This is a genomic window from Pseudomonas sp. R5(2019) (assembly GCF_009905435.1).
Taxonomy (GTDB): Bacteria; Pseudomonadota; Gammaproteobacteria; order Pseudomonadales; family Pseudomonadaceae; genus Aquipseudomonas.
In genome coordinates this window covers 1-21,787 of the sequence record NZ_JAAAMT010000033.1, presented here as the reverse complement: position 1 = coordinate 21,787, position 21,787 = coordinate 1, and the positions used below count along the sequence as shown (strand labels likewise).

The 21,787-nt window shown below is 58.7% G+C and carries 18 protein-coding genes; 12 read left to right on the top strand and 6 right to left on the bottom strand.

All coding sequences use genetic code 11. From position 1 onward, the window contains the following. Nucleotides 1–169: 169 nt before the first annotated feature. The gene (locus GUY40_RS19495) at nucleotides 170–730 is read right to left on the bottom strand and encodes a response regulator transcription factor (RefSeq protein ID WP_166570538.1); all 561 of its coding nucleotides are present in this window, start codon (nucleotides 728–730) and stop codon (nucleotides 170–172) included. Continuing rightward, nucleotides 727–1,983 (bottom strand): ATP-binding protein, encoded by a 1,257-nt coding sequence (locus tag GUY40_RS19490; RefSeq protein ID WP_166570537.1) that lies wholly within the window; start codon nucleotides 1,981–1,983, stop codon nucleotides 727–729. Before GUY40_RS19490 ends, GUY40_RS19495 begins: the two co-directional genes overlap by 4 nt. A gap of 188 nt (nucleotides 1,984–2,171) precedes the next feature. Here GUY40_RS19490 and GUY40_RS19485 point away from each other — a divergent pair, with 188 nt between their 5' ends. From GUY40_RS19485 to GUY40_RS19445, 9 genes are all read left to right on the top strand, one after another. Next, nucleotides 2,172–2,882, top strand: coding sequence for an SIMPL domain-containing protein (locus GUY40_RS19485; protein ID WP_166570536.1), 711 nt, complete (start codon nucleotides 2,172–2,174; stop codon nucleotides 2,880–2,882). A gap of 371 nt (nucleotides 2,883–3,253) precedes the next feature. Continuing rightward, nucleotides 3,254–4,879, top strand: coding sequence for an ABC transporter substrate-binding protein (locus GUY40_RS19480; RefSeq protein ID WP_166570535.1), 1,626 nt, complete (start codon nucleotides 3,254–3,256; stop codon nucleotides 4,877–4,879). Nucleotides 4,880–5,168: 289 nt separating this feature from the next. Beyond that, nucleotides 5,169–6,764 (top strand): ABC transporter substrate-binding protein, encoded by a 1,596-nt coding sequence (locus tag GUY40_RS19475; protein ID WP_166570534.1) that lies wholly within the window; start codon nucleotides 5,169–5,171, stop codon nucleotides 6,762–6,764. Between the two features lie 160 nt (nucleotides 6,765–6,924). After that, nucleotides 6,925–8,298, top strand: a complete 1,374-nt coding sequence (locus GUY40_RS19470; protein WP_166570533.1) for an OprD family porin — start codon at nucleotides 6,925–6,927, stop codon at nucleotides 8,296–8,298. Nucleotides 8,299–8,369: 71 nt separating this feature from the next. Beyond that, nucleotides 8,370–9,965 carry an ABC transporter substrate-binding protein gene (locus GUY40_RS19465; RefSeq protein ID WP_166570532.1) on the top strand — a complete coding sequence of 532 codons (1,596 nt, stop codon included), beginning with the start codon at nucleotides 8,370–8,372 and terminating at the stop codon, nucleotides 9,963–9,965. A 76-nt stretch (nucleotides 9,966–10,041) separates the two neighbouring features. After that, entirely contained in the window at nucleotides 10,042–11,052 is a 1,011-nt protein-coding gene (locus GUY40_RS19460; protein ID WP_166570531.1) for an ABC transporter permease subunit, read from the top strand. Between the two features lie 10 nt (nucleotides 11,053–11,062). Further along, a complete protein-coding gene (locus GUY40_RS19455; RefSeq protein WP_166570530.1) occupies nucleotides 11,063–11,986 on the top strand; it encodes an ABC transporter permease subunit in 924 nt (307 codons plus the stop codon). A gap of 10 nt (nucleotides 11,987–11,996) precedes the next feature. Continuing rightward, on the top strand, nucleotides 11,997–12,965 hold the full coding sequence (locus GUY40_RS19450; protein WP_166570529.1) for an ABC transporter ATP-binding protein: 969 nt from the start codon (nucleotides 11,997–11,999) through the stop codon (nucleotides 12,963–12,965). Then, nucleotides 12,965–13,933, top strand: coding sequence for a peptide ABC transporter ATP-binding protein (locus GUY40_RS19445; RefSeq protein WP_166570528.1), 969 nt, complete (start codon nucleotides 12,965–12,967; stop codon nucleotides 13,931–13,933). Before GUY40_RS19450 ends, GUY40_RS19445 begins: the two co-directional genes overlap by 1 nt. Nucleotides 13,934–14,094: 161 nt before the next feature. Here the strand turns inward: GUY40_RS19445 and GUY40_RS19440 are convergent, their stop codons facing one another. Continuing rightward, on the bottom strand, nucleotides 14,095–15,684 hold the full coding sequence (locus GUY40_RS19440) for a peptide chain release factor 3 (RefSeq protein ID WP_166570527.1): 1,590 nt from the start codon (nucleotides 15,682–15,684) through the stop codon (nucleotides 14,095–14,097). Between the two features lie 1,004 nt (nucleotides 15,685–16,688). Between GUY40_RS19440 and GUY40_RS19430 the strand changes: the two genes are divergently transcribed. From GUY40_RS19430 to GUY40_RS19420, 3 genes are all read left to right on the top strand, one after another. After that, nucleotides 16,689–16,931, top strand: a complete 243-nt coding sequence (locus GUY40_RS19430) for a hypothetical protein (RefSeq protein WP_166570526.1) — start codon at nucleotides 16,689–16,691, stop codon at nucleotides 16,929–16,931. Nucleotides 16,932–17,030: 99 nt separating this feature from the next. Then, nucleotides 17,031–17,957, top strand: coding sequence for a hypothetical protein (locus tag GUY40_RS19425; protein WP_166570525.1), 927 nt, complete (start codon nucleotides 17,031–17,033; stop codon nucleotides 17,955–17,957). A 38-nt stretch (nucleotides 17,958–17,995) separates the two neighbouring features. After that, entirely contained in the window at nucleotides 17,996–18,427 is a 432-nt protein-coding gene (locus GUY40_RS19420) for a GIY-YIG nuclease family protein (protein ID WP_166570524.1), read from the top strand. A gap of 44 nt (nucleotides 18,428–18,471) precedes the next feature. Here GUY40_RS19420 and GUY40_RS19415 read toward each other — a convergent pair whose 3' ends face one another. From GUY40_RS19415 to GUY40_RS19405, 3 genes are all read right to left on the bottom strand, one after another. After that, on the bottom strand, nucleotides 18,472–20,061 hold the full coding sequence (locus GUY40_RS19415; protein WP_166570523.1) for a relaxase/mobilization nuclease domain-containing protein: 1,590 nt from the start codon (nucleotides 20,059–20,061) through the stop codon (nucleotides 18,472–18,474). Then, nucleotides 20,058–20,402, bottom strand: a complete 345-nt coding sequence (locus GUY40_RS19410; RefSeq protein WP_256675795.1) for a hypothetical protein — start codon at nucleotides 20,400–20,402, stop codon at nucleotides 20,058–20,060. Before GUY40_RS19410 ends, GUY40_RS19415 begins: the two co-directional genes overlap by 4 nt. Nucleotides 20,403–21,082: 680 nt before the next feature. After that, complete coding sequence (locus GUY40_RS19405) at nucleotides 21,083–21,292, bottom strand: hypothetical protein (protein ID WP_166570522.1); 210 nt, start codon at nucleotides 21,290–21,292, stop codon at nucleotides 21,083–21,085. Nucleotides 21,293–21,787 lie beyond the last annotated feature (495 nt).

Genomic DNA, 21,787 nt, shown 5'->3' with positions numbered 1-21,787 from the left:
AAGGGCTGCTTTATGCGCTGATCGCCAGAAGTGACCGTGCACAGCATCGTTGACCGCAGAATACTCAGCGTTCTGATGCATCGTTCAAGCTCATGGGAAGGGGTAACGCGAGGCCGGGCAGGTCGCTGCCGACCTCCCGGACTGTGGCGGTGCGCATGGCGCGCTTGACTCAGCGCCGAACCGGCCGCTTCTGAAGCTTGCGCTGCAAGGTGCGCCGGTGCATGCCCAGGGCGCGGGCAGTGGCGGAAATATTGCCTTCATGCTCGGTCAGCACGCGCTGGATGTGCTCCCACTGCAGGCGGTCGACCGACATGGGGTTTTCCGGCACCAGGGAATCCAGGTCGGCGTGCTCGGAGAGCAAGGCGGCCAGCACGTCATCGGCGTCGGCGGGTTTGCACAGGTAGTTGCAGGCACCGCGCTTGATGGCCTCGACCGCCGTGGCGATGCTCGAATAGCCGGTCAGGATCAGCACGCGCATTTCCGGGTCGAGCTCGAGCAGCTTGGGCAGCAGCACCAGTCCGGAATCGCCGTCCATTTTCAGGTCCAGCGCGGCGTAGTCGGGCACGTCCTGCTGGGCCAGGATCAGGCCCTCTTCCGCCGAGCCTGCGGTGCTGACGCGAAAGCCCCGACGGGCCATCGCCCGAGCCATCACGCGGGTGAAGGTGGCGTCGTCGTCTACCAGCAACAGGTGCGGCAGTTCTTCGCCTTCGACCTGGGTTTCGTCACTCATGCTTCGTCTCCTCGGGCGTCGCGGGGCAGGCGCAGCTCGGTGAGCGTACCGCCTTCCTCGTGACTATAGAGTTTCACCGAGCCGCCCGCGCGTGTCACGCTGGCCTTGCTCAAAAACAGGCCCAGGCCGAAGCCTTTGCCCTTGGTTGTAAAGAACGGTTTGCCGATTTGCTCGGCAATCGCCAGCGGCACGCCCGGCCCGTGGTCGCGAATGCTGATGACAATGTCTTCGGCACTCCAGTCCAGATGCACTTCCAGCCCTTCCGGGCAGGCATCGGCAGCGTTGTTCAGCAGGTTCAGCAGCGCCTGGGTCAAGTCCGGCGGCGGTGCCAGGCGCGGCACGCTGCCCTGGCCCAGGCGCTGGAAGCGGTAACTGGCTTCCGGGCGCATCAGGTGCCAGCGATTGAGCGCCTCGTCGACCCAGAACGTCACCTCCTGGTCCTCGACCGCCAACCGGCGGTTGGCCTCGGCGGCGCGCACCAGTTGCTGGAGGGTTTCCTTGCACAGCTTGACCTGATCGGACAGCACTTGCAGGTCGTCCTGCAGCAACGGGTCGTTGTGATCCTGACGCATTTCCTTGATCAACACGCTCATGGTCGCCAGCGGTGTGCCCAACTCGTGGGCGGCACCGGCGGCCTGGGTGGCGACGGCCAGCAATTGCTGATCGCGCAGGCCTTCTTCCCGGCGCTGGCCGCGCCATTGCTCCTGGCGGCGCAGTTCTTCGGCCATTTTTGCGGCGAAGAAGGTGATCACCCCGGCGGCCAGCGCGAAGCTCAGCCACATGCCGTAGATCTGCATCTTCTCTCTTGAGAGCGGCGTTTCCAGCGGATAGAACTGCACCAGCAATAAGGTATAGGCCACCAGCGCAATGCCGGACAGGATCAACGAATAGATCCAGGGCAGGGTCACCGCCGCGATGGTCAACGGCACCAGGTAATACGACACGAACGGGTTGGTCGAGCCGCCGGAGTAATACAGCAACGCACTGTGGATCAGCAGGTCGCAGGCCAGCTGCACGGCGTATTCCAGCTCGGTGACTGGCAACGAAGTGCGCAGACGGATGGCCGTCACCAGGCACAGCACCATGGAACAGGCCAGCGTGATACTGAGCTCGAACCAGGGCAGTGGCAGCAGGTCGGTCCAGTAGGCAACGCCCACCGAGCCGGCTTGGGCAGCCAGGACCAGGATACGGATAAAGTGCAACCGCCAGAGGTTTTGGCGGGTGGCAGACAGCATTTGTACGGGGGCGAGCATGAGCTCTCCTGATGAGCGCTCCAGGCGGATCGTGCTGAGTATAACCAAGCGGCGGCCGGCGCTGGGCAAGTGCGGCAAAGCGCCACAGTTTTTCCGGGCTTGTGAACCTGACCCCAGACGCTAGAGTCTCATGGGTCTGCGTGGCAAGGACCTCGATACGCCACGCCCTCGTTCTCAAGGAGTTCTACATGCACAACCTCAGTCGCCACGCAGCCTGGGCATTGGCCGCAAGCACGCTGGTCAGCCTGCCAGCCCTGGCCGAGGAGCCGCGCTACAACCAGGTCTCGCTGCGCGCCGAAGCCAGCCAGGAAGTGGCTCGCGACCTGATGATCGTCACCCTGTACAGCGAAGCGCAAAACACCGACCCCGGCAAACTGGCCAGCGAAATCACTGAAACCCTAAACAAAGCGCTGGGCCAGGCACGCCAGGTCAAGGACATCAAGTTGAGCCAGGGCAGCCGCAACAGCTACCCGGTCTACGACGAAAAGGGCCAGAGGATCATCGGCTGGCGCGAGCGTGCTGAAATTCGCCTGGAAAGCACCGATTTTGCCGCCCTCTCCAAGCTCACTGGCGAGCTCTTGCAGGACCTGAAAATGGGCGGCATGGACTTCTCCATCGCGCCGCCAACCCGCAAGGCCAGCGAAGACGCCTTGCTCAAACAAGCCGTGGAAGCCTTCAAGGCCCGCGCTCAACTGGCCACTGAAGCGCTGGGTGGCAAGGGTTACAAGGTGGTCAACCTGAACCTGAGCAGCAGCGGTTATCCACATCCCTACGCACGCGGCCCGATGATGAAGGCCAGCATGGCCGACAGCGCACCGGTCACGCCTGAAGTCGAGGCCGGGACCAGCCAGGTCACCCTCAATGCCGACGGCACCATTGAAGTGCTGATGCCGCAATGACGACCAGGCGGTTGACTGCTTCACTGTAACTGGGGCGCCATGCCCGGTAGGAGCAGAGCTTGCTCGCGATGGCAACACCTCGGTCCGACTGATACACCGTGGCGCCTGTATCGCGAGCAAGCTCTGCTCCTACTTCGTGCTTAAAATCGGACATATGCACCAAACTACGGCGATAAAAGTTGCAAAATGCTACAAAGAAAACGTTCAAATAGGTAATTTGTTTCATCAATGCGACATTCCTGTACGCTCGTGCCACAAATGTGGTGCGCCGGCGTCTGGACGCCTTGCATTGGGTACGGGCCCTGCATAAACATCCTGCAGGTCGGCCCACAAGGTCGCCCTCACTCAAAAATGACAACAATGAGGCCACCATGCTCAAACATGCAGTCATTCCGTTTTTAGTCGGCGCAGGCTTGCTCGCCAGCGCACCCTTCACCCACGCAGCGACTAACCTGGTGTTCTGCTCTGAAGGGAGCCCGGCCGGTTTCGACCCCGGCCAGTACACCACCGGAACCGACTTCGACGCCTCCGCCGAAACCATGTTCAACCGCTTGAGCCAGTTCGAGCGTGGCGGTACCGCCGTTATTCCAGGCCTCGCGACCCGTTGGGATATCTCCGATGATGGCCTGACCTACACCTTTCACCTGCGTGAAGGCGTGAAGTTCCACACCACCGACTACTTCAAGCCGACCCGTCATTTCAACGCCGACGACGTGCTGTTCACGTTCAACCGCATGCTCGACAAGGACATGCCCTTCCGCAAGGCCTACCCCACCGAATTCCCTTACTTCACCGACATGGGCATGGACGCCAACATCAAGAAGGTGGAGAAAATCGACGACAACACCGTCAAGTTCACCCTCGCCACCGTCGACGCCGCGTTCATTCAAAACATGGCCATGAGCTTCGCCTCGATCCAGTCGGCCGAATACGCAGACCAGCTGCTCAAGTCAGGCAAGCCGCAGGACATCAACCAGAAGCCGATCGGCACCGGCCCGTTCGTGTTCAGCAAGTACCAGAAGGACGCCCAGATCCGCTTCAAGGGCAACAAGGAGTACTGGGTGCCCGAGGACGTGAAGATCGATAACCTGATCTTCGCCATCACCACCGACGCCTCGGTGCGCATGCAGAAACTCAAGAAGAACGAGTGCCAGGTCACTCTCTTCCCGCGCCCCGCCGACCTCAAGACACTGCAGGAAGACAAGACCTTGCAGATGCCGCACCAGGCCGGCTTCAACCTGGGCTACATCGCCTACAACGTGATGGACAAGATCAAGGGCAGCGACCAGCCCAACCCGATGTCTCAGCTCAAGGTTCGCCAGGCCCTGGACATGGCGGTGAACAAGAAGCAGATCATCGAGTCGGTCTACCAGGGCGCCGGCCAGCTGGCCGTCAACGCCATGCCACCGACCCAGTGGTCCTATGACGACACTGTCAAGGACGTCGCCTACGACCCGGAAAAAGCCAAGGCCCTGCTCAAGGAAGCCGGCATCAAGGACGGCACCGAGATCACCCTCTGGGCCATGCCGGTACAGCGACCGTACAACCCCAACGCAAAACTGATGGCCGAAATGCTCCAGTCCGACTGGGCCAGGATCGGCATCAAGGCCAAGATCGTCAGCTACGAATGGGGTGAATACATCAAGCGCTCCAAGGCCGGCGAGAACGGTGCCATGCTGATTGGCTGGAGCGGCGACAACGGTGACCCGGACAACTGGCTCGGCACCCTGTTCGGCTGCGACGCCATCAATGGCAACAACTTCTCCAAGTGGTGCAATGCCGATTACGACAAGCTGATCAAGCAGGCCAAAGCCACCTCCGACCAGGCCAAGCGCACCGAGCTGTACAAACAGGCGCAACACGTGCTCAAGGACAACGTCCCGCTCACTCCGATCGCCCACTCGACGGTGTACCAGCCCATGCGCACCACCGTGCAGGACTTCAAGATCAGCCCGTTTGGCTTGAACTCCTTCTACGGCGTCAGCGTCAGCCAATAACGCCTTGCCCCGGGCGCGCCAGGGACGGCGCAACCGCGGCCACTGGCCCGACGTGAATTCATGCAGGCACCTGAAGTTCGTGCTGTCAGAAGTAAGCCCGTCTTAACCGGAAACTTCCTACAAGCCTAAGAGCCTACTCGCATAGGCACGCTCCCATTGACCACATACCGTCAACGGGCAGCCGCTGCTTTGCGTTAATTCAGTGGCGCTACCCGCACTGGCTCGCCCGGCCCCGCATGAACACGCACGCCTCGAGCCAGCACCTGAATAAAAGAGATTAGGGATCGCCATGCGCCATACGCATACATTTGCCTCATTGCTGGGCCTGGGCCTTTTTGCCCTCGCCCTGCCCAGCCACGCTACCAGCAGCCTGGTGTATTGCTCGGAAGGCAGCCCTGCCGGGTTCGACATCGCTCAGTACACGGCAGGCACCGAAAACGACGCCGCCGAACCGATCTACAACCGGCTGGTGGAGTTCGAAAAAGGCGGCACCGCCGTACAACCGGCGCTGGCGACTCGCTGGGATGTTTCCGCCGATGGCCTGACCTACACCTTCCATCTGCGTGAAGGCGTCAAGTTCCACGCCAACAAGGACTTCAAGCCGACCCGCGACTTCAACGCCGACGACGTGCTATTCACCTTCAACCGCATGCTCGACAAGCAACACCCCTTCCGCAAGGCCTACCCCACCGAGTTCCCCTACTTCGTGAGCATGAGCCTGGACCGGAACATCGCCAAGGTCGAGAAAGCCGACGAGCACACGGTGGTGTTCACCCTCAACTCGGTCGATGCCGCCTTTATCCAGAACCTGGGCATGAGCTTCGCCGGGATTCTGTCCGCCGAATACGCCCAGCAGCTCACAACCTCGGGCAGGCCAAGCGACATCAATCAGAAGCCGATCGGCACTGGCCCGTTCGTGTTCCAGCGTTACCAGAAAGACACGCAAATCCGCTATCTCGCCAACAAAGAGTATTGGGACCCGGACCAGGTCAAGCTGGACCAGTTGATCTTCTCCATCAACACCGACGCCTCGGTACGCGTACAGAAGCTGCGCAAGAACGAATGCCAGATCACGCTGCATCCACGGCCCGCCGATCTGGCAGCCCTGAAAGCAGACCCGAAGCTGAAGGTTATTGACCAGCCGGGTTACAACCTCGGCTATATCGCTTACAACGTGCAGCACAAGCCTTTCGACCAATTGCAGGTTCGCCAGGCCATGGACATGGCCGTCAACAAGGCGGCGATCATCCAGGCGGTGTATCAGGATGCTGGCCAGATGGCCGTCAACGCCATGCCGCCGACTCAATGGTCCTATGACGACAGCATCAAGGACGCCGCTTACGACCCGGAAAAAGCCAAGGCCCTGCTCAAGGAAGCCGGCGTCAAGGAAGGCACTGAAATCACGCTGTGGGCCATGCCTGTGCAGCGCCCTTACAACCCCAACGCCAAGCTGATGGCCGAAATGCTCCAGGCCGACTGGGCCAAGGTCGGCATCAAGGCAAAAATCGTCAGCTACGAATGGGGCGAGTACGTCAAACGCACCAAAAAAGGCGAGCACGATGCCGTGCTACTGGGCTGGACCGGTGACAACGGCGACCCGGACAACTGGCTAGGCACCCTCTACAGCTGCGACTCGATCGGCAGCAACAATGTGTCGATGTGGTGCGACCCGGAGTACGACGCGCTGGTCAAAAAGGCCAAGACCCTCACCGGCCAGGATGAACGCTCCAAGCTGTACAAACAGGCGCAACAACGCCTCAAGCAGCAGGTGCCGATTACCCCGATCGCCCACTCCACCGTCCATCAACCCGTCAGCGCGAAGGTGGACGGCTTCTTCGTCAGCCCCTTCGGCCGCATGGCGTTCTCCGGTGTGAGTATCGAGTGAATTAACCCCCTCCAAACGCCCCGTCGCGACTGATCACAACAGCCGCGATGAGGTGATTTTTGCCCAAAAATCACGAGCAAACGTTTGTAACAAGGTTCTACCGCAACACCGACCCACAAGGTCAACACCATAAAAAAATAGAAATCAAAGGAGCTTCACCTTGAGACTGACAAAAAAGGCATTACTCGCGATATCCATAAGCGGGCTTTCAACCCTGGTCCATGGCGAGTCCGCCAGCCAGGACTACGTACCCTTCACGCTCAAAAGCAGCGCCCAGGCCGAGGCTTCGGGGTTTATCGAGGGGCAGAGCCTGGGGGGCTCGACCCGCAACTGGTACGCCAATGAGCTGAAACGTCGCGGGGGGACGTTCCGCTACCAGAAACACGGCGAATTCCAAGAAACACCACGGCGGATCAACTGGCTCCAGGGCACCATCCTCAACCACACTTCCGGCTTCACCCAAGGCACCGTCGGCATCAGTACCGAAGTGGCCGCCTACAATGTCATCGCGCTGGACCGCAGCCGCAAGCACATCGCCAACGGCTCCAACCGGACCCTGGCGGAAAACAACGGCGATGCGGTGGATCAGTGGAGCAAGATCGGCCTGGCCAACGTCAAGGCGCGGATCTCCAACACCACCCTGACCGCCGGCCGCCAGGGCTTCAGCAGCCCCACGGTCGATGTGATCGGCAACCGCCCGCTGCCTTCCAGCTTCCAGGGCATCAGCCTGCACAGCGCCGAATTCGACAACCTGTCCTTCGATCTGGCGACTTTCGACCGGGTATCGCCACGCACCGAACAAAGCCTGTCGAAATTTCGCTCCGCGTATTCGGCCAACTCGGCCGAAACCGATCATGTGCGCGTTGCCGGTCTGACCTACCAGCCGCTCAAGAGCCTGACCACCAGCCTGTACGCCACCCAGGCCGAAGATTTCTGGGACCAGTACTACTTCGGTGCCGTGCATAAACTGGGGGACAGCTCGGTGCTGGGCCTGACCACTGGCCTGAACTACTACAAGACTAATGATTCGGGGAGCAAGAAACTCGGCGACATCGACAACGACACCTTCAGCCTGTCGCTGGGTCTGCAGCACCTGGGTCACACCTTGAGCTTCGCCTACCAGCAGGTCTCGGGTAACGAGTACTTCGATTACCTGCATGAAACCAACGGCATCTACCTGGCCAACTCCCTGCTGTCGGACTTCAACGGCCCGAACGAGAAGTCCTTCCAGGTCTCGTACGTGATGGACATGGCCCAATATGGCATTCCAGGCCTGAAGTTCAACATCTACCAGGCCCGCGGCTGGGGCATCGACGGCACGCACTACAAGGGCACCGCCTATGACGTGCGCAACCAGGATGGCGAGCACCACTACGAATATGGCATCGGTACCTCTTACGCGGTGCAGAGCGGCCCGCTGAAAAGCACCGCGATTCGCGCCACCTACACCACCCACCGCGCCAGCGAATTCCAGGCGGATGGCAGCATCAATGAATTCCGTCTGGTGACGACCATTCCGTTCAACATTCTGTAAGTGGCCCCGGGCGGCCGATTCGACGAATCGGCCGCAGCGGCTAATCTGGACTATTGATCGCAGAGGCATCTATGAAACTGCTATCCCTACAGGCTGCCCTGGCAGCCGCCCTGCTGAGCGTCACCATGGGCATCTCGGCCAAACCGCTGGTGGTCTGCACCGAAGCAAGCCCCGAGGGCTTCGATGTGGTCCAGTACACGACCGCAGTGACCTTTGATGCCGCCGCCGAAACCGTGTTCAACCGTCTGGTCGACTTCAAGCCGGGCACCACCGATATCGAGCCGGCCCTGGCCGAATCCTGGGACATCAGCCCGGATGGCCTGACCTACACCTTTCACCTGCGCCCGGGCGTCAAGTTCCACAGCACCGACTACTTCACCCCCACCCGCCAATTCAATGCCGACGACGTGCTCTGGAGCTTCGACCGCCAGCGCGATCCGAAACACCCCTGGCATGACAAAACCAGCATCGGTTTCCCTTACTTCGAAAGCATGGGCTTTAAAGAACTGCTCAAAAGCGTCGAAAAACTCGACGAGCATACCGTGCGCATGACCCTGACCCGCCCCGCAGCGCCGTTCTTGCGTGACGTGGCCATGGACTTTGCGTCGATCTATTCGGCCGAGTACGCCGACCAGCTGCTCAAGGCCGGCAAGACCCAGGACCTGAACAGCAAACCGATCGGCACCGGCCCCTTCATCTTCGTGCGCTATGCCAAGGACGCCCAGGTGCGCTTCAAGGCCAACCCGGAATACTTCCGCGGTGCGCCGCCAAGCGAGTCGCTGGTGTTTGCCATCACCACCGACAACAACGTGCGCCTGCAAAAGCTCAAGGCCAACGAATGCCAGATTGCCCTGTACCCCAAACCCGATGACATTCCCAGCATGAAGGCCGACCCCAAGCTCAAGGTCGCCGAGCTTGAAGCCTTGATGACCGGCTATATAGCCATGAACACCACGCACCAGTACCTCAGTGATGTGCGTGTTCGGCAGGCGATCAATATTGCCTTCGACAAAGAGGCTTATATCAACAGCCTGTATGGCCAAGGCAACGCCCTGGCCGGTATCAACCCTTATCCGCCGACCCTGCTGGGCTTCAACGCAGACCTCAAGGAACCCCCGCGCGACCTCGATCGGGCCCGTGAGTTGCTCAAGCAGGCAGGTGTGCCCGAAGGCACTGTGCTGACCCTGTTCACCCGCAATGGCGGTGGCGCGACCAACCCCAACCCGTTGCTCGGTGCCCAAATGATGCAGGCGGACCTGGCAAAAATCGGCATCAAACTCGACATCCGTGTGATGGAATGGGGCGAGATGCTCAAACGGGCGAAAAATGGCGAGCACGACATGGTCTCGACCGGCTGGTCAGGCGACAACGGCGACCCGGATAACTTCCTCACGCCATTGCTCGGTTGTGACGCCGTCAAAAACGGCGAAAACTACGCCCGTTGGTGCAACAAAGCCTTCCAGGACCTGATCGACAGCGCCCGGATCAAAACCGAACCGGGTGAGCGCGCCGCCCTCTATGAAAAAGCCCTGGCGGTTTTCCACCAGGACCAGCCATGGATCAGCATGGCCCACCCGAAAGTGTTTACCGCAATGCGCAGCAACGTAGAGGGCTATCAGATTAGCCCACTGACCAATAATAACTTCGCCACCACCCAGGTGAAGTAGATCGAACCGCCCGCCGCCCCGACCCTTCGGGGCTTGCGGCGGGTACGCCAGACCGGCTGATGAGGTACCACTGAAGATGTTTAGTTTTATTGCCCGACGCCTGGGATTACTGATCCCGACTTTTTTCGGCATCACCCTGCTGACGTTCGCACTCATACGCCTGATACCCGGTGACCCGGTCGAGGTGATGATGGGCGAACGCCGGGTCGATCCGGAAATGCACGCCCAGGCCATGGAACGGCTCGGTCTGAACAAACCGCTGTACGCGCAATACCTGGACTATATCGGCAAGCTGGCCCAGGGCGACCTGGGCGAGTCACTGCGCACCCGCGAAAGCGTGTGGCATGAATTTACCCAATTGTTTCCCGCCACCCTGGAACTGTCGATTGCCGCGCTGATCTTCGCCGGCATTCTCGGCCTGCTGGCCGGTGTGATTGCGGCGCTCAAGCGAGGGTCGCTGTTCGACCATGGGGTGATGGGCATCTCCCTGGCCGGCTATTCGATGCCGATCTTCTGGTGGGGCCTGATCCTGATCATGTTCTTCTCGGTGAGCCTGGGCTGGACGCCCGTCTCCGGGCGCATCGACCTGCTGTATGACATCGAGCCGAAAACCGGCTTCATGCTCATCGACACCCTGCTCAGCGACGAAGAAGGCGCCTTCAAGGACGCCCTCATGCACCTGATTCTGCCGGCCATCGTGCTCGGCACCATCCCTTTGGCGGTGATCGCACGCATGACCCGCTCCTCGATGCTCGAAGTGCTGCGCGAAGATTACGTGCGCACTGCCCGCGCCAAGGGCCTGTCGCCCGCCCGCGTGGTCTTCGTGCACGGCCTGCGCAATGCGCTGATCCCGGTGTTGACCGTGTTTGGCCTGCAAGTCGGCACCTTGCTGGCCGGCGCCGTGCTGACCGAAACCATCTTCTCGTGGCCCGGCATCGGTAAATGGCTGATCGAAGCCATCGGCGCCCGTGATTACCCCGTCGTACAAAACGGCATCCTGTTGATCGCCTGCCTGGTGATCCTGGTCAACTTCGTCGTGGACATCCTCTACGGCCTGGCCAACCCACGCATCCGTCATCAGCGCTGAGGCCATAGCAATGACTACCCCTATTTCGACCCCCGTGCCCGCTGCAGCGCCCGACCAGAGCCTGCTCTACCCGTCGCCATACAAAGAGTTCTGGCAACAATTTTCCAAGAACAAGGGCGCCGTGGCCGGCCTGCTGTTCATGCTGCTGGTGGTGTTCTGCGCCGTCTTCGCGCCTTGGGTCGCGCCCCATGACCCGAGCGAGCAATATCGCGACTTCCTGCTGACCCCGCCGGTGTGGCTTGAAGGCGGCCAGTGGCAATTTATCCTCGGCACCGACGAACTGGGCCGTGATCTGCTGTCGCGCCTGATCACAGGCTCGCGGCTGTCGCTGCTGATCGGTTTGTCGTCAGTGGTGATGTCACTGATCCCGGGCATCCTGCTGGGCCTGCTGGCCGGCTTCTTCCCGCGTATTCTCGGGCCTTCGATCATGCGCCTGATGGACGTGATGCTGGCGCTGCCGTCGCTGCTGCTGGCGGTGGCCATCGTCGCCATCCTCGGCCCTGGCCTGATCAACACCGTGATCGCCATTGCGATCGTGTCCCTGCCCTCCTACGTGCGCCTGACCCGCGCCGCTGTCATGGGCGAACTGAACCGCGACTATGTCACCGCCGCGCGCCTGGCCGGTGCCGGGCTGCCACGCCTGATGTTCATCACCGTGCTGCCCAACTGCATGGCGCCGCTGATCGTGCAGGCCACCTTGAGCTTCTCCTCGGCGATTCTCGATGCCGCCGCGCTGGGCTTCCTCGGCCTCGGCGTCCAGCCGCCCACCCCGGAGTGGGGCACCATGCTGGCTTCGGCCCGCGATTACATCGAACGTGCCTGGTGGGTCGTGAGCCTGCCTGGCTTGACCATTTTGCTCAGCGTGCTGGCAATCAACCTGATGGGGGACGGGTTGCGCGATGCCCTGGACCCGAAACTCAAGAATGCCGCCTGAGGAGATTCCCATGTCACTGCTGCAAATCAAGAATCTCAATGTTCGCTTTGGCGACGCCAGCGCCGTGCCGGTGGTCGACGGCCTGGACCTGAGTGTGGAAAAAGGTGAAGTACTGGCCATTGTCGGCGAGTCGGGTTCGGGCAAGTCCGTGACCATGATGGCGCTGATGGGCCTGATTGACCCACCGGGCAAGATTACGGCCGACGCCCTCAGCTTCGACGGCAACGACATGCTCAAACTGAGTAATCGACAACGCCGCAAAGTGGTCGGCAAGGACCTGGCGATGGTTTTCCAGGACCCGATGACCGCGCTCAACCCGAGCTATACCGTGGGGTTCCAGATTGAAGAAGTGCTGCGTCAGCACCTGAATCTATCCGGCAAGGCCGCCCGCCAACGGGCGCTGGAGCTGCTGAAAAAAGTTGAAATCCCGGCCCCGGAAAGCCGCCTGAACGCCTACCCTCACCAACTCTCCGGCGGCATGAGCCAACGGGTGGCGATTGCCATGGCGATCGCCGGTGAACCGAAACTGTTGATCGCCGACGAACCCACCACGGCCCTGGACGTCACCATCCAGGCGCAGATCATGGAGCTGCTGCTCAACCTGCAACGCGAGCAGAACATGGCACTGATCCTGATCACCCACGACCTGGCCGTGGTCGCCGAAACCGCCCAGCGTGTGTGCGTGATGTACGCAGGCCAGGCCGTGGAAGTCGGCCAGGTGCCGGAGCTGTTCGACCTCCCTGCCCACCCCTACACCGAAGCCTTGCTCGCGGCGATTCCCGAGCACAGCCAAGGCGCCGAGCGGCTGGCGACTTTGCCGGGCATCGTCCCCGGCCGTTATGACCGGCCACAAGGGTGCCTGCTGTCCCCACGCTGCCCCTATGTGCAGGCAAACTGCCGGCAACAGCGCCCCGGCCTTGATCCCAAATCCCACAGCCTTGCCCGTTGCTTCTACCCGTTGAACCAGGAGGTGGCGTGATGAGCGTCGTACTGACCGCCCGCGACCTTACCCGTCATTACGAAGTCTCCCGCGGGCTGTTCAAGGGCCATGCCCTGGTCCGCGCCCTCAACGGGGTGTCGTTCGAACTGGAGGCTGGCAAGACCCTGGCCGTGGTCGGTGAATCGGGCTGTGGCAAATCCACCCTGGCCCGTGCCCTGACCCTGATCGAAGAGCCGACGTCCGGCTCGCTGAAAATCGCCGGCCAGGAAGTCACCGGCGCCAACAAGCAGCAACGCAAGCAACTGCGCCGCGACGTGCAGATGGTGTTCCAGAGCCCGTATGCCTCGCTGAACCCACGACAGAAAATCGGTGATCAACTGGGCGAGCCATTGCTGATCAACACCAACCTGTCGCGCACCGAGCGTAGGGAGAAAGTCCAGGCGATGATGCAACAGGTCGGCCTGCGGCCCGAGCATTACCAGCGCTACCCGCATATGTTTTCCGGCGGTCAGCGCCAGCGGATTGCCCTGGCACGGGCAATGATGCTGCATCCCAAGGTGCTGGTGGCGGATGAGCCGACCTCGGCGCTGGACGTGTCGATTCAGGCGCAGGTGCTCAACCTGTTCATGGACATGCAGCAGCAGTACCAGACGGCCTACGTATTTATCTCCCACAACCTGGCAGTGGTGCGCCACGTGGCCGATGACGTGCTGGTGATGTACCTGGGCCGGCCAGCGGAAATGGGGCCCAAGGAAGACATCTACACCAAGCCGTTGCACCCTTACACCCAGGCGCTGCTGTCGGCCACGCCAACCATCCACCCGGACCCGCTCAAGCCGAAAATCAAGATTTCCGGCGAGTTGCCCAACCCCCTCAATCCGCCCAGCGGCTGCGCCTTCCACAAGCGTTGCCCGTATGCGACCGAGCGGTGTGCCCGCGAGGTTCCGGAATTTCGGAGGGTGGAGACACGGCTGGTGGCGTGTCACTACGCCGAGCAGTTCCTGTAGAAACGACAATGCCCGCGATGGTCACCATCGCGGGCATTTGAGTCCCCTGTGGGAGCGGATTTATCCGCGAATAAATACGCTGCGGTTTATCAGGCAGACCGCGTTGCCTTTATTCGCGGATAAATCCGCTCCCACATGTATGGGGGCGTCCCACCAGGGGTTTAGTGGTGTTCGCGCGTCGCGCGGAATTTCACATCCGGCCAGCGCTCTTCCATCAGCGCCAGGTTCACACGGGTCGGCGCCAGGTAGGTCAGGTGACCACCGCCATCCACGGCCAGGTTCTCCACGGCCTTGACCTTGAATTCCTCCAGCTTCTTCTTGTCGCTGCAGTCGATCCAGCGCGCGGACCAGACGGTGATCGGCTCGTAGCCGCATTCGACCTTGTACTCTTCCTTCAGGCGGCTGGCGACCACATCAAACTGCAGCACACCGACGGCGCCGAGGATGATGTCGTTGCTGCGCTCCGGGAAGAACACCTGGGTCGCGCCCTCTTCAGCCAGCTGCTGCAAGCCCTGGCGCAATTGCTTGGACTTGAGCGGGTCTTTCAGGCGCACGCGGCGGAACAGTTCCGGGGCGAAGTGCGGAATACCGGTAAAGCCCAGGCTTTCGCCTTCGCTGAAGGTATCGCCGATCTGGATGGTGCCGTGGTTGTGCAGGCCGATGATGTCGCCAGCAAAGGCTTCTTCCAGCTGCTCACGCTCGGACGAGAAGAACGTCAGTGCATCACCGATACGCACGTCCTTGCCGGTGCGCACGTGGCGCATCTTCATGCCCTTTTCGTACTTGCCCGAGCAGATGCGCATGAACGCAATGCGGTCACGGTGCTTGGGGTCCATGTTCGCCTGGATCTTGAAGATAAAGCCCGAGAACTTCTCTTCCACCGGCTCCACGGTTCGCTCGTGGGCGACGCGGGCCAGCGGGCGTGGCGCCCAGTCGACGACCGCATCAAGCACGTGATCGACACCGAAGTTGCCCAGCGCGGTACCGAAGAACACCGGAGTCAATTGACCGTTGATGAACTCATCCTGGTTGAACTCGTGGCAGGCGCCCTGAACCAGTTCCAGCTGCTCGATGAAGCGCTCGTACTCATCGCCCAGGTGTGCGCGGGCTTCGTCCGAGTCGAGCTTCTCGATGATCTTCACCTCGGTCCGCTCATGGCCGTGGCCCGGGGTGTAGACGATGATGTAGTCGCCAGCCAGGTGATAAACACCCTTGAAGTCCTTGTAGCAGCCGATCGGCCAGGTGATCGGTGCGGCCTTGATCTTCAGGACCGCTTCGATTTCGTCGAGCAGCTCGATCGGGTCGCGGATATCGCGGTCCAGTTTGTTGATGAAGCTGACGATAGGGGTGTCACGCAGACGGCAAACGTCCATCAGGGCGATGGTCCGCGGCTCTACACCTTTACCGCCGTCGAGGACCATCAACGCCGAGTCGACCGCGGTCAGGGTGCGGTAAGTATCTTCGGAGAAGTCTTCGTGACCGGGGGTGTCGAGCAGGTTGATCATGTGCTCGCGGTACGGGAACTGCATCACCGACGTGGTGATGGAGATGCCGCGCTGCTTCTCCATTTCCATCCAGTCGGAGGTGGCGTGGCGATCGGATTTACGCGATTTCACCGTACCGGCGACGGAAATGGCCTTGCCCATCAGCAAGAGTTTCTCGGTGATGGTGGTTTTACCCGCATCCGGGTGGGAAATGATGGCAAACGTGCGTCTGCTGTTGACTTCATTGACAATTTTACTATCGGACATCGCTTAAAATCTCGATTGTGTACACGGCTATGTACACAGCTAAAAAAGTACCTTTGGCCGATTGCAAAGGCCAACACAGAGAACCGCGCATTGTAACAAATGGCAGTCCTGAATGCCCGGTGCGATGAAGTCCCGCCTCTGGGCGTAGGATCGATACGCCTCCCCCAAGGCATGCCGTTCTCCGGAAGCCCTCCTCCCTGCCCCTAAGGAAGGCACCCTATGCAGTCGATGGACAGAGTGATGGCAAATAGGTAGCTTCGATCTGCCGCGTTGAGTCCGCAAGAAATTTGCCATCGTTCACGTCACGCTTCTTTCGGGAAGTATGTCCTGTTTGTTGCAGGCTCTCTGAGCTAGAAAAGGGCTTGCAGCGCGACAAGGAAGGTTATACGACATCATTAACGCCCAGCTCGGGGAGAAACATGAGCGAAAATTCTTTCAGGTCAATTCGGAACGGCGCAATCGCTTCTGTGATTTCCGGTATTTTACTGATGCTAACTCCAGACGCCAGAGCATATGCCGTAAGGTTCTTTTCTTGGGTGTGGTCTGGCTTGGCATGGTGCTGGAATAGCCTCATGTCCTCATATGCTTTGCCAGGCTGGATATGGATTATCGTTTTTTTGTTTGCCCTCATAGGCGCGGCTAGTATTTTCTTTAGGCTTAAAGGAGAAACCGCTAAACCCGAATATCACTCCTATGTCGAAGACACTATGTACGGGACAAAATGGCGCTGGCAATGGGTTTCTAATCGGATATTTGACCCATGGTGCTATTGCCCACGATGCGAAGCCACTCTTGTTTATGATGACAGCTCTTGCCGCAAATTTTCTTACGACGCAAAGAAAACAGACTTCATATGCGAAAACTGTGGCCACTCGGTCATTGCCTCTATCCCAGGCGGCAATAAAACTTACGCAATAGGAGCAGTAGAGCGTGAGATTGATAGGCGAATCAGGACAGGCGAATACAAAAGTCACTAACAGCTGACCTCAGCACAAGGAGAGAATATGAAAGTTAAAGAACTCATCGCAGAACTCAGCAAGCAAGACCCCGAGCTAGAAATACTCTGCTACACCGAAGATGAAAATATTCTGCCTGCGGATCATTTGTTTCGGCTGATAGACATTGAAAGCGTCAGTATTCTCGAAGGGGAAAAACGTCGTGGCGACGATGGTGTTCCAACGCTAAAAATCGGCACCGAAGGCTATACTCAGAAGCACGTAATAATTAATCTTCTTACCGACTTCTAACGAGCGTAACATATGCGGCAGCCTCGTTAACTCAAGAACCACATAACGAGCTTCCGCCAGCCAATCCATTCGACACATCATCAATCGAGATTCAAAGAATTGAAGCCCATTACCCCAAACAAAGTTCGCTTTATCAAGCTCGGTGAGGGTGGTGAGTGGGAGCAGTCCTGCATTCAAAATAATGCCATTCGGCTCGGCTACCACAGCCCTCACCACGAAGATTCTTTGACAGGAAACTGGGACAGCGTGAGGCAATATTGGCTAAATTATCGTAAAGGCAGTGAGGGCACGGCAACACGAGATATAAACCAAATTCGAGACTTTTATGAGCTTGAAGAAAGCGATGTCTGGATTACTTTTTACAAGAAGAAATTATACTGGTGCCATGCTGCCAAAGAAGTCATAGAGCTTGACGACAAGAGCCGCATCAGGAATGTCATCGGAAGCTGGTCGTCCACTGACATAAATGGCAAAACCCTAAGAGTTGAAAACATCGATGGACGCGTGACGAAAGTCCAGGGGTTTCGAGGAACCATTTGCTCCATTGAATTACAGGATTACCTTGTAAAGAAAATAAATGGACACTCTATCGACGAGGTTGAAAGCGCAACATCCTCCCTCAACAAACTAAAAGCCGACGTCGAAGAACTTATCAAAGGATTATGGTGGCATGACTTCGAATTGATGATTGATCTGGTATTCTCAAAATCGGGATGGCAGAGATTTTCTGTATTGGGAAAAACAGAAAAAGACATTGATCTTGACGTTTATTCCCCCGCCACACAGAAAAGAGCATTCGTACAAATAAAATCGGCAACCACCAGAGCCGAGCTAAAATCCTACATCGATACATTCCATGAGTACGAGCAATTTGACGAAATGTATTTCGTCTATCACACCTGTCACGAAAACCTATCCGATTTGGAAACGCACTACAAAAACATCCATCTGTGGGATTTAAAACGGATTTCGGGGCTTGTCGTGAATGCAGGCCTGGTTGAATGGTTAATCAACAAACGAACATAACAATTCTCAAACAATACTAAGCTGTGCTGGAGAAGGTCGTGAGCGCAAAGGAAATACTGGAAAAATACGAGGAAGCCATAAAAAGTGCGCCAAGGGTTACACCGCTATCCTTTATTGGCTGGGCCAACCACATACCGAAAGAAGCGGGTATTTATGTGATCTGGAAGGCAGAAACACCTTTTTATGTTGGCGAAACCTCTAGCTTGCGCCTTCGCATGTCCGATCTCGCTCGGCCAATAAATCATTCGTTCACAAAGAAAATAGCGCGTCTGCATAAAATTTCTGAAACCGCCTATGCTGATTTGGCCAGAGAAATTTCAACGCACTACCGACTCTCGCATATCAAAGTTGAATTAGGCCGGGCTGAAATCGAGGAATACCTCATTCTGCGCTGGCGCAATAGTCTAATAAACAAGCCTACTAAACGCCTGCTTCACAGCACGCAGTACCAATGGGTTGAGCATGCCTGACGCCAAGCTAAAGTTCGTCTCACCCGCTGAAGAATTTTCAGGCGTCATCTATCCCGATCATGCTCGTCACCCTTGCGGTGACGTGGCGGCGTGATCGGCTTGGACTTCTCAAGCCCCTCACCTTCCCGTTGCGCCTGCTTCCCTTTGCGCAATATGGCGGTGGCGCGATCAAACGCCGCCATCACGTCAGGGAACGGCCTGCGCGGTACTTGGGCCTTCTCAAACGCGGCCATGACATCAGGAGCGGCTCCCCTGCCCGGAGTGCGCTTGCGGCCCGTCAGGTGATCCAGCGACGGCATCACGCCGTCCTTGCCACGCGCCCGGATGCGTTGCGTCTGCTGCTGGTCGCGCATGAAAGCTGAAAGCTCCCGTTTATCGATCTTTTCCAGAGATGCACTCTGACGGTCGAGGTCGAGCGCTTGAAGTTTGAGCCGGAATGCCAGTGTTCCGGATTCCTGCGATTGCCGCGCTTTGAGCTGAGCGTTTTGATCAAGATACGAGCGGATGCGTTTGGCATCCTGATAGCGGTGAAGCTTGTGCCGCAGGAAATTCACGCCACTGACCTTACCCAGGAAGTCGGCCAATCCGGTGGGGCGGTTCTGATACCGCTCCAGGCGTACCTTCCGCATGATTGCCAGATGATCCCTGCGCAGCCTGTCCCGCTCTGCCTGGTGCTTTGCCTGCTGTGCCAAACGCAGGCAATGCTGCCGGTGTTTAAGAGATTCACGCTGCTGCTCCAGTACCTGTCGTCGTTCCCGCTGCGCGTCTTTGAGCTCAGCGAGCTTGTCGGCGTAATCCTCCTCCCGCACCGATCTCTCGACCTGTTTGCGGTGGTCGGCTACCAGCTTTTGCGCCTCCTCCACGGTGGGCAGCGATTCACATGGGAATTCTTTCTCCAGGAACTCACGGACGTCCTTGGTGCGGACAGACTTGTCGTCGATCAGCCGGGGCAGCGCATTCACGTTTCCGTACAGATCCACCAGCACATACGGGCGGTTGCCGGTGGCGAGCATGTAGCCGCGCTCACTCAAGGCCTGGACGAATGAGCGGGCATTGTCGCTCTGCTGCCAGGCCTCGGTGACCTGCCGCTTGTGATCGTCGGTGGAGAGCCCCGTTTGCTGCAACTGCGCGCGCTCATAGAGGGAGAGCTGACCGGCATTGCGGGACTTCTCATATCCAGGAGGTAACGTCAGCCCGTGATCACGGGCAAAAGACCGCGTCACCCGCATCAGCTTGTCGCGATCAAAGGCAAGATGGACGGCCTTCTGGTTGTCGGCATCAATCCGTGACCAGACCACATGACAATGTTCCCGTCCCTCCTTGATATGGAACACCACGGCGCGGGGCTGATCACCGAGGCCCAGAGCTTCTTCCGTGCGGCAGATATAGTCCATGTACTGATCGCGGGTCAGCTTCCCCTGCGCGGGATCAGGGTTAATCGACATGCTGTAGAGATACTTTTGGCACCGGGTCAGCGTTTCAGCCTGCACCTGCCATTCCTTGAAGGCACCGTGCAGATCCCCGGCAATGGCTCCGCGCAGATGAGCCACTTCCGCCAGCTCATTGTCGTAAGCGTTCAACAGGTGCGTGGCGAGGTCTTGACCGCTGCCCCGCTGTGAGGAAAAAGGGATCATAGCTCGCGCCCCAAGGCCAGCATGAGATAGCTCCTGATCTCCGCAAGCTCATCCCGGCACTCCTGCAGGAGATGACTATGGTCGCCCTCCTCGGACGCACCGCAGGCCTGCTCCAGCCGGTCGTTGATACGGGCGGCCTGCGAGAGCAGCATGGCCACCAGTTTTCTTTCCAGGGATGAGATGGGTCTGGCGCGTTGTAAGGCCTGCCCAAATACCGCTTCGGTGATGAAGGCGTTGATCGACTGACCAGAGTTCATAACGCGCAAATGAAACTCCTCGCGCAGCCGTTCGGGCGGGCGGTAGGAAATAGGCGCAGGGCGTTGTTTCGTTCGTCTGGTCATGCCATCAACATATCCGCTCGAAAAACACTGCCTCCTCTCGGCTTCCACGCGCAGTCAGCACCCGCGCTGCTGGTCGATGGGATTCCAAAGGGAGAGCTGACTTCTCCTTTTGGTCGGCACCGGGCCGAATTCCCGGTCGTGGTTTTAAGGACGCGAAAGTCCTTAATCAAGGGTCGCAAGGGGCTACGAAGTGCCCTTTGCTCGATGGAGTGCAGCAGGAGAACCGAAGTCTCCTCTGCTCGCGATGCAACGACGACACGTTGCGCCTTAATCCCTTGGCGACAAAGTTCCTAGAAGAACATTGAAGCCTAGGGATTCCCAGGGGGGATCGTGGGGGACTGGAAGTCCCCTCGCAAGGTGGGCGTGGTACTACCACGCACACCTTGTGCTCACTTCGTTCGCATCTGGCCCTTACGTCCAGTGTATGGCTGGGGATATGAATATTTTCTAAAAAAATGGCCGCTTCAAGCGAGCCCATCCTTTTCAGCAAATGTCTTGCTGATCGTCCATAGCACGCCTCAGTGTGCATGGATACAAATAAGTCCCGGATCAAAACAGACCGCAATGTACTTGTACGGATTGCCTGTGCCGGGATCGAAACGGACCGGGGCGGACTGATACGGATTGCAAAAAAAAGACGAGCCTTGCGGCCCGTCTTGGTGATGGTCGATCAGTAGCGGTTATTCGCCGGACTGGTCGGTGCTTTCGATTTCGTAAAGCATGAAGTCGGAGACGACCTGCGTACCGGCTAATTTGATGTAGAAAGAGCCATCGGTATTTTTCCAGGCGACACCGATGCGTTCGTACACGGCTTGCTCGCCTGTACCTTTACGAGTCTTCGCAACGAAGCCGGGTTTACGGGATTCAGATGTGGTGGATTTGGTGTTCATGGTTTAGCTCCTTTTCGCTTTAAGGCTGGTTTATTCCAGCGACGAGCCCCCTGACAGCCAGCGGGCGACGACGTGTCATGGGCAACACGGGCCTGCACCAGGGCAACGCCCGAACAGGTGCAGGCTGGCGCGGGCCACCCATTGACACGCTGGCAAGGCATCGGCGAACGGTGGCTAAAGGGTAATGGCTTATAGCTGGGATAAAGGCAGCCTCGAAAAAGGGAGCGTTTGAACACCCCTTCCACAGCCTGAACAGACCCCAAGAGGGTTTCGAGAAAAAGGCTGCGTACAGCCATATGCCATACTGATCGCAACGCCTGCGCGTGAGACCAAAACCATGAGCGATTTCTTCCAGGAGTTTATGCGGGACGGCGTTTTTCAAGGTAGTTGTCGCGTCAGCCGTCTAACTATGCCGCTCTTTTCTCGACCTGTTGCTCTCGATCCGGGTTCAACAACACGGTACCGATCGGCTCCCAGTTACGCGTCCGGCCTGAC

Bases quoted from the DNA above. Each gene is read 5' to 3' on its own strand.
- GUY40_RS19485 (WP_166570536.1), top strand. From the start codon at position 2,172: ATGCACAACCTCAGTCGCCACGCAGCCTGGGCATTGGCCGCAAGCACG.
- GUY40_RS19405 (WP_166570522.1), bottom strand. From the start codon at position 21,292: ATGAACACCAAATCCACCACATCTGAATCCCGTAAACCCGGCTTCGTT.
- GUY40_RS19480 (WP_166570535.1), top strand. From the start codon at position 3,254: ATGCTCAAACATGCAGTCATTCCGTTTTTAGTCGGCGCAGGCTTGCTC.
- GUY40_RS19455 (WP_166570530.1), top strand. From the start codon at position 11,063: ATGACTACCCCTATTTCGACCCCCGTGCCCGCTGCAGCGCCCGACCAG.
- GUY40_RS19430 (WP_166570526.1), top strand. From the start codon at position 16,689: ATGAAAGTTAAAGAACTCATCGCAGAACTCAGCAAGCAAGACCCCGAG.
- GUY40_RS19440 (WP_166570527.1), bottom strand. From the start codon at position 15,684: ATGTCCGATAGTAAAATTGTCAATGAAGTCAACAGCAGACGCACGTTT.
- GUY40_RS19410 (WP_256675795.1), bottom strand. From the start codon at position 20,402: ATGACCAGACGAACGAAACAACGCCCTGCGCCTATTTCCTACCGCCCG.
- GUY40_RS19490 (WP_166570537.1), bottom strand. From the start codon at position 1,983: ATGCTCGCCCCCGTACAAATGCTGTCTGCCACCCGCCAAAACCTCTGG.
- GUY40_RS19460 (WP_166570531.1), top strand. From the start codon at position 10,042: ATGTTTAGTTTTATTGCCCGACGCCTGGGATTACTGATCCCGACTTTT.
- GUY40_RS19445 (WP_166570528.1), top strand. From the start codon at position 12,965: ATGAGCGTCGTACTGACCGCCCGCGACCTTACCCGTCATTACGAAGTC.
- GUY40_RS19415 (WP_166570523.1), bottom strand. From the start codon at position 20,061: ATGATCCCTTTTTCCTCACAGCGGGGCAGCGGTCAAGACCTCGCCACG.
- GUY40_RS19465 (WP_166570532.1), top strand. From the start codon at position 8,370: ATGAAACTGCTATCCCTACAGGCTGCCCTGGCAGCCGCCCTGCTGAGC.
- GUY40_RS19450 (WP_166570529.1), top strand. From the start codon at position 11,997: ATGTCACTGCTGCAAATCAAGAATCTCAATGTTCGCTTTGGCGACGCC.
- GUY40_RS19475 (WP_166570534.1), top strand. From the start codon at position 5,169: ATGCGCCATACGCATACATTTGCCTCATTGCTGGGCCTGGGCCTTTTT.
- GUY40_RS19495 (WP_166570538.1), bottom strand. From the start codon at position 730: ATGAGTGACGAAACCCAGGTCGAAGGCGAAGAACTGCCGCACCTGTTG.